Annotated in this window: 12 protein-coding genes; 5 read left to right on the forward strand and 7 right to left on the reverse strand. The window is 62.5% G+C overall.

Annotation, left to right across the window (positions count from 1 at the left end; translation table 11 throughout):
- A partial coding sequence (locus LRQ04_RS13715) for an IS3 family transposase (protein ID WP_235520549.1) occupies positions 1-90 on the forward strand: 90 nt, incomplete at its 5' end.
- 71 nt (positions 91-161) lie between these two features.
- Here LRQ04_RS13715 and LRQ04_RS13720 read toward each other — a convergent pair.
- From LRQ04_RS13720 to LRQ04_RS13740, 5 genes are all read right to left on the reverse strand, one after another.
- Entirely contained in the window at positions 162-563 is a 402-nt protein-coding gene (locus tag LRQ04_RS13720) for a cytochrome c oxidase subunit 4 (protein WP_235520697.1), read from the reverse strand.
- Positions 560-2,284 (reverse strand): cytochrome c oxidase subunit I, encoded by a 1,725-nt coding sequence (gene ctaD / locus LRQ04_RS13725; RefSeq protein WP_235520698.1) that lies wholly within the window; start codon positions 2,282-2,284, stop codon positions 560-562. Before ctaD ends, LRQ04_RS13720 begins: the two co-directional genes overlap by 4 nt.
- Positions 2,285-2,294: 10 nt before the next feature.
- Positions 2,295-3,167, reverse strand: a complete 873-nt coding sequence (gene coxB, locus LRQ04_RS13730; RefSeq protein ID WP_235520699.1) for a cytochrome c oxidase subunit II — start codon at positions 3,165-3,167, stop codon at positions 2,295-2,297.
- Between the two features lie 183 nt (positions 3,168-3,350).
- The gene (locus LRQ04_RS13735) at positions 3,351-3,740 is read right to left on the reverse strand and encodes an iron-sulfur cluster assembly accessory protein (RefSeq protein WP_211712345.1); all 390 of its coding nucleotides are present in this window, start codon (positions 3,738-3,740) and stop codon (positions 3,351-3,353) included.
- Positions 3,741-3,904: 164 nt separating this feature from the next.
- Positions 3,905-5,338 (reverse strand): dipeptidase, encoded by a 1,434-nt coding sequence (locus LRQ04_RS13740; RefSeq protein WP_235520700.1) that lies wholly within the window; start codon positions 5,336-5,338, stop codon positions 3,905-3,907.
- Positions 5,339-5,452: 114 nt separating this feature from the next.
- Here LRQ04_RS13740 and LRQ04_RS13745 point away from each other — a divergent pair, with 114 nt between their 5' ends.
- Positions 5,453-6,046: a DUF3043 domain-containing protein gene (locus LRQ04_RS13745; protein ID WP_235520701.1), complete on the forward strand. Its 594-nt coding sequence runs from the start codon at positions 5,453-5,455 to the stop codon at positions 6,044-6,046.
- A gap of 72 nt (positions 6,047-6,118) precedes the next feature.
- On the opposite strand, the gene LRQ04_RS13750 is transcribed toward LRQ04_RS13745, so the two are convergent.
- Positions 6,119-7,198: a quinone-dependent dihydroorotate dehydrogenase gene (locus tag LRQ04_RS13750; RefSeq protein ID WP_235520702.1), complete on the reverse strand. Its 1,080-nt coding sequence runs from the start codon at positions 7,196-7,198 to the stop codon at positions 6,119-6,121.
- Between the two features lie 69 nt (positions 7,199-7,267).
- Here LRQ04_RS13750 and LRQ04_RS13755 point away from each other — a divergent pair, with 69 nt between their 5' ends.
- From LRQ04_RS13755 to LRQ04_RS13765, 3 genes are read left to right on the forward strand one after another with little or no spacing between them, the layout of a single operon-like run.
- On the forward strand, positions 7,268-8,956 hold the full coding sequence (locus tag LRQ04_RS13755; protein WP_235520703.1) for an FAD-binding dehydrogenase: 1,689 nt from the start codon (positions 7,268-7,270) through the stop codon (positions 8,954-8,956).
- Positions 8,957-8,965: 9 nt separating this feature from the next.
- Positions 8,966-9,991: an alpha/beta hydrolase gene (locus LRQ04_RS13760; RefSeq protein WP_235520704.1), complete on the forward strand. Its 1,026-nt coding sequence runs from the start codon at positions 8,966-8,968 to the stop codon at positions 9,989-9,991.
- Positions 9,988-11,061, forward strand: coding sequence for an alpha/beta hydrolase (locus LRQ04_RS13765; RefSeq protein WP_235520705.1), 1,074 nt, complete (start codon positions 9,988-9,990; stop codon positions 11,059-11,061). Before LRQ04_RS13760 ends, LRQ04_RS13765 begins: the two co-directional genes overlap by 4 nt.
- 30 nt (positions 11,062-11,091) lie before the next feature.
- On the opposite strand, the gene LRQ04_RS13770 is transcribed toward LRQ04_RS13765, so the two are convergent.
- On the reverse strand, positions 11,092-11,916 hold the full coding sequence (locus LRQ04_RS13770; RefSeq protein WP_235520706.1) for an isoprenyl transferase: 825 nt from the start codon (positions 11,914-11,916) through the stop codon (positions 11,092-11,094).

Here is an 11,916-nt window from a genome sequence, read left to right on the forward strand (position 1 = left end):
TACATCCACTGGTACAACACCAAAAGAATCTCAACAAAGCTAAAGGGCCTGAGCCCGGTGGAATACCGTGCTCAGACCCTCGCGGCCTAACATCTATTTAGCGGTCCAACTTTCGGGGACCACTTCATTTCGGTGGGGCCCTCTTTTGCTCTCAGGTACTGCTAGTGTGCGTGGTCGCCACGGCTGTATTCAAAGACCCAGCCAACGAGTGCCACCAGGGCCAGACCACCGGCAATGTAGGTGATCCAGAAACCGACTGCGAGACCCAGGAAGCCGCCTGCGCAGGCAAGGCCGAGAACCAGCGGCCACCAGCTCCAAGGGCTGAAGTGCCCCTGTTCGCCTGCGCCCTCGTGAACCTCTGCATCGGGACGGTCTTCCGGACGCATGCCGACACGCTTGCCGGTGAAACCAAGGTATGCGCCGATCATGCCCGCAAGGCCACCGACGAGGAGGATTCCCAGGACGCCGACCCACTCAGACCAATTGGTCAGGAAGCCGTAGGCGATGGCTACGGGGACGAAGAAGAAGACTCCGGCTCCGAAGAGCCACGATTCAATTTTCATTTGTTGACGTCCCTCTGGTCGGCGTTACCCAAAACAGCTGCTGCGGGTGACGGGGCCTCTGCGGTGTGGATCTGAGCCAACTCGGGGTGGTGCAGGTCCAGTGCCGGGCGCTCGGAGCGGATACGGGGCAAGGAAGTGAAGTTGTGGCGCGGCGGCGGGCAGGACGTAGCCCACTCCAGCGAGGCACCGAAGCCCCAAGGATCATCAACTTCAACCTTCTTGTTGCTGCGCCAGGTGATGTAGACGTTCCAGAAGAACGGCAGCAGCGAGGCGCCCAGTACGAAGGAGGAGATAGTGGAGAACTGGTTCATCCAGGTGAAGTTATCCTGCGGCATGTAGTCGGCGTAACGACGCGGCATGCCTTCGACACCCAGCCAGTGCTGGATGAGGAACGTGCCGTGGAAACCAAGGAAAAGGAGCCAGAAGTGGATCTTACCCAGGCGCTCGTTGAGCATCTTGCCCGTCCACTTTGGCCACCAGAAGTAGAAGCCGGCGAACATGGCGAACACAACCGTACCGAAGACCACGTAGTGGAAGTGCGCCACCACGAAGTAGGAGTCGGAGACGTGGAAGTCCAGCGGCGGCGACGCCAGGATGATGCCCGTCAGGCCACCGAAGAGGAAGGTCACCAGGAACCCGATGCTCCAGAGCATAGGGGTTTCAAAGGTGATTGAGCCCTGCCAGAGCGTTCCGATCCAGTTGAAGAACTTCACGCCCGTCGGTACCGCGATCAGCATGGTCATGAAGGCGAAGAACGGCAGCAACACCGAACCGGTCACGTACATGTGGTGTGCCCACACGGTGACGGAGAGTGCAGCAATGGCGATGGTGGCGTACACGAGGCCCTTGTAGCCGAAGATCGGCTTGCGGCTGAACACCGGGAAGATCTCGGAAACAATGCCGAAGAACGGCAGGGCGATGATGTAAACCTCGGGGTGCCCGAAGAACCAGAAGAGGTGCTGCCAGAGAACGGCACCGCCATTTTCGGGGTCAAAGATGTGGGCACCGAAGCGACGGTCCGCGCCGAGCGCGAACAGCGCAGCTGCCAGCGGCGGGAAGGCCATCAGGACGAGGATAGCCGTCACAAGGGTGTTCCAGGTGAAGATCGGCATACGCCACATGGTCATGCCCGGTGCACGCATGCAGATGATGGTGGTGATGAAGTTGACGGCACCAAGGATGGTTCCGAAGCCTGAGAGCGCGAGGCCAAAGACCCACAGGTCTCCACCGACACCAGGGCTGAACGTGGTGTTCGACAGCGGAGCATAGGCGAACCAACCGAATGACGCAGCACCCTGGGGGGTGATGAAGCCGGAGACGGCGATGGTGGAACCAAAGAGGAAGAACCAGAAGGCCAGGGCATTCAGACGCGGGAAGGCGACATCGGGAGCACCGATTTGCAGCGGCATGATGACGTTGGCGAAGCCCGCGAACAGCGGGGTTGCGAACATCAGCAGCATGACGGTGCCGTGCATCGTGAACATCTGGTTGTACTGCTCTTTGGTCTGCAGGATCTGCATTCCGGGCTCAAAGAGCTCGGCGCGGATCAGCAGGGCCATGACACCACCGAGGCAGAAGAACACGAAGGACGCAATGAGGTACATGTACCCGATGGTCTTGTGGTCGGTGGAAGTGATCCAGTTGACGACGATGCGTCCCTTGGACTTGGGTACTACCGGAGCTTCAAGAACCCCCGGCGCGGATTGAGTGTACGTAGCCACGTCGCTCCCCTTACTTGGATTCGTTCAGGTTCGGGTTGCGGTCGTATTCCGCACCGAGGAGACCCGTGTTGCCTTCTTGGCGAAGCTTGTCCATGTGCGACTGGAATTCAGACTCGGAGACAACCTTGACCCGGAAGAGCATTTCGGAGTGGTATTCACCGCAGAGCTCGGCACACTTGCCATCGAAGGTGCCCTCCTTGGTGGGGGTGAACCTGATGTAGTTCGTCTTACCAGGGATCATGTCGCGCTTCTGGAGGAATGCGGGAACCCAGAATGAGTGGATGACATCGCGGGAGTTCAGCTCCAAGTCCACGGACTTGCCAACGGGCAAGTACAACGTGGGGAGGAGTTCCTTGTCGACATCGTTGCCGGTCAGGTGGGCCTGGACGCCGGCCTCGTGGAGGTCCTCGTTGACGACCTCGCCCTTTTTGTAGTTGAAGTCCCAGGCCCACTGCTTGCCGCGGACGTCAACAACGACGTCGGCAGGCTGCGAACGGTCATCGATCGCACGCTGGTCCTGGTCGGTGAAGTAGAAGAACACCAGCACCATGAACAGCGGAATGGTCAAGTAGAAGACCTCAAGCGGCAGGTTGTAGCTGAGCTGCTTGGGGAATCCCGTGGTGCCCTTGCGGCGACGGTACGCGATGATGCACCAGACCAGGAGGCCCCACGTGATGATACCGACTGCCAAGGCGGCGATCCATGAGTTGACCCAGAGGTCCATGATCCGGTCAGTGTGGTTGGTCGTGCCGCGCTCTGTTGGCAGCCAACCCTTCTCTACCTCTGGTGAACATCCGGTCAAAACCAACGCGCCGGCGACTGCCAAGCCAGTGATCGAGGTGATCTTTATGCGTCGGCTGCCGGTTCGGTTCTGCGAACTCACAGACGGCCCTTCCTCTTGTTGCTGTCTCCCGGCAGGCCGAAGGCTCACCGGGCACACTAAAAGTTTTACTACCCGATGTAGAGCTTACCGCTATCAAGCGGTTTTCGCGCACATGTCGGCGCCGTGGCTCCCAACGCGTTTCACCGCGTCGGAAGTGGCGCCGACGTGCAGCGACGGCTCACATCAGTGGAATGAATCACCGCAGGCGCAGGAGCCGCCCGCGTTCGGGTTATCAATGGTGAAGCCCTGCTTCGAGATGGTGTCTTCGAAGTCGATGCTTGCGCCGCTGAGATAGGGAACGCTCATCTTGTCCACCACGACCTCGACGCCGTCATAGTCACGCACGGCGTCGCCGTCGAGCAGGCGCTCGTCGAAGTAGAGCTGGTAGATCAAGCCGGAGCATCCGCCGGGCTGGACTGCAACGCGCAGCCGAAGATCGGTGCGCCCTTCCTGCTCGAGGAGGCTGCGGACCTTGCCTGCGGCGACGTCGGTCAGATTGACCTCGTGCGTGGCCAGTTCGTCGTTTGCGACGACCTGCGTTCCGGTGCTGTTTTCGTTGGTTGCAGTGCTCATTGGCCTACCTTCTTATGAAGCTCTTGGCGGCGGCGCCGGGACGCTGCCTGCCCTTACCCAATTACGTACGGGTTATAGCTAATGCTACGTCGCGCAGACGCTTAGCTATAACTCCTGACGTAACCACCTGCGGCATTTGGTTGTTCCCGGCCTGCACTTTCGGTTCAGCCCGCGAGGCCCTCGGCATTGAGCCTGGCCAGCATGAGAGCCTCAGCGACCACAGCATGGCTGAAATCGCCGATATGCAGTGACTCGTTGGCACTGTGGGCCCTGGAATCAGGGTCTTCCACCCCGGTCACCAGGATCTGGGCTTCCGGGTACATTTCCAGGAGGTCTGCGATGAAGGGAATGGATCCACCTATTCCCATCTCGACAGGCTTCACTCCCCAGGACTCCCCCAGCGCCCAAAGGGCCACCCGGGCCGCAGCTGATGAGGTATCGGTGGAGAACGCATCGCCCCGCTCCCCCGGCGTGAACGTCACCTTGGCACCGAACGGAGCATGGGACTCGACGTGCCGCCGCAGGGCGTCCATGGCAGCCTCGGGGTCCTGGCCGGGCGCCAGCCGCATGCTGAATTTGGCTCGCGCCGCCGGAATGAGGGTGTTGGAGGCAACGTCCACTGCCGGAACGTCCATGCCAATGATCGAAAGAGCGGGCTTGGTCCACAAGCGGGAAGCGATGGTGCCGCTCCCGGCGAGCCGCACGCCGTCGAGCACTGACGCGTCGGCGCGATAGTCGGCTTCGGCGAGGTCCACGGCCACCTCGTCCCGGCCCACCAGACCGGCAACAGCGACGTTGCCCTCGTCATCGTGGAGGGTGGCAATGAGCCGCGAAAGGAGGGTCGGGGCGTCGAGCACTGGGCCGCCGAACATCCCGGAGTGCACCGCGTGGTCGAGCACGCGGACTTCAAAAGTGCCGTCAACGAGGCCGCGCAGGCTGGTGGTCAGGGCCGGAACGCCCACTTTCCAATTGCTGGAGTCTGCAACAACAATGACATCAGAACGCAGGAGTTCGCGATGCTCCTCGAGGAAAGTCCTGAAGGTGGGCGAGCCCGCCTCTTCCTCGCCTTCGAAGAAGAATGTCACTCCGAGGCCGAAATCCTCGCCCAGGACTTTGATTGCTGCACTGTAGGCCGCCAAGTGGGCCATGATGCCCGCCTTGTCATCAGCCGCACCGCGACCATAAAGCCGACCGTCACGTTCCTCTGCAACAAACGGCTCCGACTCCCACCGTCCACGGTCTCCAGGGGGCTGTACGTCGTGGTGGGCGTACAGGAGGATGGTCGGCTTGCCTTCCGCCGCGGGACGGCGCGCGACGACGGCGGGCCCGCCGGGGGTGCCGTCACTCTTGTCGCAACGAAGGATGCGGACGTCCTCCATGCCTGTTGCCTTTACCAGTGCGGAAACAGCTTCGGCGCTTTTGTCCAACTCTGAAGGGTCGAAGCTGGACCAAGCAATGCCCGGTATGGCGACGAGGTCTTTCAAGGAGGCCAGAGTGGCATCGAAGGAGTCATGGACCGCCCGGGTCAGTGCCTCCACCGGGGTAGCGCCGGAGTCCAGGGGCTTGTTCTGCGGGGTCTCCGCATGTGCTGAAGTCATGGGCCACACTTTACCGCCGGGCGTTCTCCCAGCGGGGCAGGCGCGGAGTGGCCATCGGAGCGCGGGCAACCCGAAGCGTAACCTGCGCCACCTTGGTGCGGGTATTCTGTAGGGGTGTTCGGACGCAAAAAGGAAGAGCCCAGCGCTCAATCAGTAGTTGACCAGGCCTATGCCACCACCCAGGAGCCCGTAGCTGGAAAGGGCGCGCCCACGCCCAAGCGGAAGGACCAGGAAGCAGCCCGCAAGCGCCCTCTGGTGCCCACCGACCGTAAGGCATCAAAGGCAGCGGAGCGGGTGGCCATCCAGGACCAGCGCCAGAAGATGCGGCAGGCCCTGGATACGGGTGACGAAAAATTCCTGCCGCTTCGGGACAAAGGGCCCCAGAAGAGGTACGTCCGCGACTACGTCGACGCACGGTTCAGCCTGGGCGAGTACCTGATGTTTGGCGCCCTGTTGTTCGTCGTCATTTCACTGATCATTCCCACCACGAGCGCGGGAATCAGCTACGTCCTGGTGGGCTTCTGGATCATGTTCCTGGCTGTATTCATCGATGCCTTCATCCTCTCCCGCAAGCTGCGGAAGAAACTCACCGAGAAGTTCGGCGAAGTGGAGCGTGGCTCTGTCTGGTACGGATGCATGCGAGCCCTTCAGTTCCGCAAACTCCGTCTGCCCAAGCCGCAGGTGAAGCGCGGACAGTACCCGGCCTAAGGCCCCAACCCCTGTCAAACGTATGAAGACCCCCGACCAATGGTCCGGGGTCTTCATCGCTTAACCGCAGTCTTAGTGGCATGAGCCCCGACGAAGCCTTACAAGGCCCTTGTTGATTCGGGACGCCCAGAACGGACCTTCGTAAAGGAATGCTGTGTAGCCCTGGACCAGGGTGGCGCCGGCCTCAAGGCGTTCCTGGACGTCCTCGGCCGATTCGACGCCGCCGACCGCGATCAGCACAAGGTCATCGCCCACAGCCTGCTTGAGCCTGCGAAGCACCTCCAGGGACCGCTCCTTGAGGGGCGCTCCTGACAAGCCTCCGGCACCGATGGAATCCACCTTCGCACTTCCGGAGACAAGCCCCTCACGGGTAATCGTTGTGTTGTTCGCGATGATTCCGTCCAGCTTGAGGTCAAGTGCAAGCCGGGCGACGTCCTCGATGTCTTCGTTGGACAGGTCAGGCGCAATCTTGACCAGAAGCGGTACGTGGCGCCCCGCGGCTTCGTCGGCAGCGTCTCCAACTGCCCGCAGCAAAGGACGCAGCGTCTCCACGTTCTGCAGTAACCGCAGGCCCGGCGTATTGGGCGAACTGACATTGACTACCAGGTAGTCTGCGGCGGGGGCGAGGCTCCGGGCGCTCACAAGGTAGTCCTCCGTGGCGTCGGCGAGGTCCACCACCTTGGTCTTGCCAATGTTCACCCCGATGATCGGCCGAAGATCAGGGTGGTTTTTCTGCAAGGCAGCCCGAGCAGACTTGAGCCGTGGCGCAACGGCAGCAGCGCCGTCGTTGTTGAATCCCATCCGGTTAATGACCGCCCGGTCCTCTATCAGGCGGAACAGGCGTGGTTTCTCATTGCCCGGCTGCGCTTGGCCCGTGATGGTACCCACTTCGACGTGGCCGAAGCCCAGCTCCGTCAGGGCCTCAATGCCGTGGCCTTCCTTGTCGAAACCCGCCGCAAGTCCGAAGGGCGAGGGAAAGCTCAGGCCCAGCGCCTCGGTGCGGAGCGAGGCATCCGGGGCGGTCATGCGGGCAAGGACCCGCCCCGCGCCAGTACGGTGGGCGGCACGGATTCCCTGGAATCCGATCTTGTGGGCCTTCTCGGCATCCATCCAGGAGAAGGCCAACTTAAAGAATGTGGGGTAAAAACGCATGGTCTTAGTTTTGCTGTTCGCGGACGAACTCACCAAACCCATGACTGTGCCGGGCGCTAGCATGTACGCATGCAGCCAGAAAACAGTGACCCACGTCATCCCCGCACGAGCCTCAGGATCACGGCCGATGTCGTGGTGGTCGGGGCGGGACTGTCGGGACTGGTGGCAGCCGCCACAGCATACGCGGCGGGCAAGACGGTGGCCGTCCTGGACCAGGAGCCGGAAACCTCGGTCGGCGGCCAGGCCCATTGGTCCTTTGGCGGCCTCTTTATGGTCGATACGCCGGAGCAGAGGCGGCTCGGCGTGCGGGACAGCGCTGATCTCGCACTTTCCGACTGGCTGGCCTCCGCGGCTTTCGACCGGCCGGTGGATTCGAACGCCCGGGAATGGGCCGAGGCCTATGTGGACTTCGCCGCCGGTCGGAAGCGGGCCTGGCTGAGAAGCCTCGGCGTTGGCATCTTTCCGTTGGTCCAGTGGGCGGAGCGGGGCGGGTACGGACCACAGGGCCATGGAAATTCAGTACCCCGCTTCCACGTCACCTGGGGCACGGGACCAGCCCTGGTGGAACCCTTCCTGAGGAAGGTGCACGAAGGCGTCGAAGCCGGAAGGGTGTCGCTTCACTTCCGGCACAGGGCGACAGCCCTCACCATCACGGCCGGTTCGCTGACCGGCGTCGTCGGAGATGTCCTGGAACCGTCGACGGCGGTGCGGGGCCAGGCGTCATCCAGGCTCCCCGTTGGGGGCTTCGAGGCTGCAGCCGGAGCGGTTGTGGTGACAACCGGGGGCATAGGCGCCAACCACGTGGCAGTCCGACGCCAATGGCCAGGAGGGCGACCACCCGCGGAGATGCTCAGCGGCGTCCCCGCCTCAGTAGACGGTGATTTCCTTTCAGTGGTGCAATCCGGCGGCGCCGCCATGATCAACGGCGACAGGATGTGGCACTATCCCGAAGGTATCCACAACTACGATCCCGTGTGGCCGATGCACGGTATCCGTATTCTTCCCGGGCCATCATCCTTGTGGCTCGATGCTGAAGGACATCAACTGCCGGCACCATTGTTCCCGGGGTACGACTCCCTGGGCGCCCTCCGTCACATTGTGGCAACAGGCCAAAGCCATTCGTGGTTCGTCCTCAACCGCACCATCGCCCTCAAGGAACTCGCCTTGTCAGGTTCGGAACAAAACCCTGACCTGACCGGCAAGGACGTCAGGCTCCTTGCGTCGCGGTTGAGGGCGGGAGGCGACTCCCCCATCCAGCGGTTCCTGGACCGCGGCGTGGATTTCCTGCAGGCAGCCACCCCCGGGCAGCTCGTGTCGAAGATGAACCAGCTGGCCGGAGGCGACCTCATACAGCGGGAGTCCTTGGAGTCCCTGATCAGCGCCCGGGACCGGCAGGTAGCGAGTGGGCTCGGCAAGGACCCGCAGCTTGCGGCCATCAGGGCAGCGAGGCGGTTTGCCACCGACAAGCTGATGCGAGTGGCTCCCCCGCACCGCCTGACCGACCCTGCCCACGGGCCTCTCATCGCCATCCGGCTCTCGGTATTGACCCGCAAGAGCCTGGGCGGACTCAGGACAGACTTGGCCTCCAGGGTGCTCGACGATAGTGGACAGGCAATCCCAGGGCTCTACGCAGCCGGGGAAGCTGCCGGGTTCGGCGGCGGAGGCATCCACGGTTACCGGGCTCTGGAAGGGACATTCCTGGGCGGCTGCCTCTTTACCGGAAGGGCGGCCGGAAAGGCGGCAGCCGCTTTTGTCTAAGCTGGAGCCATGGAATGGACCGCTGACATCCTGGGAACCGGCTACCAGTCCTGCAGTATCGACGCCGCAGGCCCGGATGGCGTGATCCGCCATGCCACGCTGATCCGACACGACGCGGATCCGCTGGACCAGGCCGGAAGCGGCAAGGACGGTTCGGTGCGACGACTTGGCGTTGTCCTGTTCCTCCATGGATGGAGCGACTACTTCTTCAACACCGAGCTCGCCGAGTTTTGGTCGCGCCAAGGCTATGAGTTCTATGCCCTGGACCTGCACAACCATGGACGGAGCCTCCAGCCCGGAGATCCCGGTGGCTATGTCGGCAACCTGGCCGACTACGACGCCGAAATCAACCAGGCCATTAGCGCGATTCACCAAGGACGTAACCGATCCACGGCGGACAGCCTGACACTCATGGGCCACTCGACGGGCGGGTTGGTAGCCGCCCTCTGGGCCAGCCGACACCCTGAACGAGTCCAGTACCTCATTCTCGACAGCCCCTGGTTGGAGATGCATGGGAGTTCCATGGTCCGGCGGACAGCGAACGCCATGGTGTCGCCTTTGGCGAGATTCCGTCCCGAAACGGTCCTGAAACTGCCGGAGCGTGGTTTCTATTTTCGCAGCATCAGCAGCTCCGCAGAGGGAGAATGGCACCTGGACGAAAGGTATCGGCCGCCCTTGGCTTTTCCTGTCCGGGCGGGCTGGCTCCGCGCCGTTTTCGCCGGCCAGTCGCAGGTGGCCCGCGGCCTGAACCTGGAAATGCCGGTTCTGGTCCTGATGTCCTCAGCCAGTGCAAACGGCATGATGTGGCGCGAGTCCATGCGCCGTTCAGACGCTGTGCTTGATGTAGGCGTGATGGCTTTGCGGGCCATGGCACTGGGCCGGACTGTGACTCTGGAGCGTATCGACGGAGGCCTCCATGACGTATTCCTGTCGGCACCTGCCGTGAGGAAAGACGCCTACGCCCGCCTGGCCCGATGGATCAGGGGATTCATGCAGGACAAAGCACCGGATGACCACCACGAGGGGGATAGATGAGCGCCGCAGGGAAAACCGGTGCCGGATGGGAAAACGACATCCTGGGCCACGGCTATGAATGCTTGGACCTGCCACTTAAGCCGGATGAGGAGGGACAGGTCAAGGCGACGCTGGTCAGGCACGCACCTCCCGTCGCCCATCCCGCCCCGCAAGGTGTCCTGGACTTCCTGGTGTCCTTTACCAAGCGGCATCGTCGCGCCACCCCTGCGGATCCCGGAGGTGCCCCGCGGGCGGTCCTGTACCTCCACGGATGGGCGGACTACTTCCTCCAGACCGAGCTCGCCGAATACCTCACAGCCTCCGGTTTCCACTTCTACGCGCTGGACCTGCGGAAGTTTGGCCGCAGCCTCCTCCCCGGACAGACTCCCGGATACACCTCCGACCTTGGTGTTTACGACGAGGACATAGGGGCAGCCTTAGTGGAAGTCGAACGGGACGTGATGGCCCGGACCGGCAACTCCACTGCACCCACCATTCACATGGTGGCCCACTCCCTGGGCGGTCTCATCGCTGCCCTGTGGGCTGACCGCAACCCGGGCAGAGTGGGCACCTTGGTACTGAATTCACCGTGGCTCGAACTGCAGGGAAGCAGCCTGGTCCGAAGTATCGCCATGCATCTGGTTGAACCTTTTGCCCGCACGGACCCGAAAAGGCCTTTCAGGTTCCCCGAGATGCCGGCGTACTGGGAAAGCGTCAGCAACGAAGCCCACGGCGAGTGGATCCTGGATCCGGTCTGGCGACCACGGGCGTCCTTCCCGATCCGGGCGGGATGGACCAAAGCCGTGCTCGCCGGTCACGCTGCCGTGGAACGTAAGCTCAATATTGACGCGCCAGTGTTGGTCCTCTTATCCGGACGGACCCGGATCCAAGCGGAATGGACGGCGGACCTCATGCGGGCCGATGCCGTCATCGACGTCGAGGAAACATCCCGTCGCGCGCTGGGCCTGGCTCGGCGCACGGCCGTCTTCCGCTATCCCGGAGCCCTTCACGATGTGTTCCTGTCCCGGCGCACGGTACGCCAGCAGGCCTATCGGGACGTCGCCGTCTGGCTTGCGGCGTACCCCTACTGAGCAGGCACACCTCGAATTAGCGCGGCCGTGCTATTTGGTAGCGGGGGCGGCATCGACCGCACCACCGTAGCGGCGATCCCGCTTGGCGTAAATCTCCACGGCCTCCCAGAGCGTCCGCCTGTCGACGTCCGGCCACAGAGTGTCCATGAAAACGAACTCCGCGTAAGCGGACTGCCAGAGAAGGAAGTTGGAGAGGCGCTGCTCGCCGGAGCTGCGAAGGAAGAGATCCACATCCGGAAGGTCGGGTTCATCCAGGTACTTCTGGATGGTCTTCTCCGACACAGAACCAGGCTTCAAGCGGCCCGCCGCCACGTCCTGGGCAATGGCCGAGACCGCGTCAGCGATCTCCGCGCGTCCGCCGTAATTAACACACATGGTCAAAGTGCACGTGTCATTGGCCCGCGTGTAATCCTCGGCCTCTTCCAGTTCCTTGATCACCGAACCCCACAGCCGTGGCCGACGACCGGCCCAGCGGATCCGGACACCCCACTCGTCAAGCTGATTGCGTTGACGACGTAGCACGTCCTTGTTAAATCCCATGAGGAACCGGACTTCATCAGGCGAACGCCGCCAGTTCTCGGTAGAGAACGCATAGACGCTGACGTACTTGATGCCCAGCTCGATCGCACCGGCCATGACGTCCAACAGTGCCGGCTCCCCTGCCTTGTGCCCCTCTACCCGGGGCAGGCCCCGCTGGTTGGCCCAGCGCCCGTTGCCATCCATGACAATGGCCACGTGCTGCGGTATGAGCTCACTGGGTATCTTTGGTGGCACTGCCCCGGAAGGGTGTCCATAAGGCGCAACCACTGGCGCCGTCCTCGCTACTGTTGACTTGTTCTTTTTGCCAAGTGCCAC

Source organism: Paenarthrobacter sp. AR 02 (assembly GCF_021538675.1).
GTDB lineage: Bacteria > Actinomycetota > Actinomycetes > Actinomycetales > Micrococcaceae > Arthrobacter.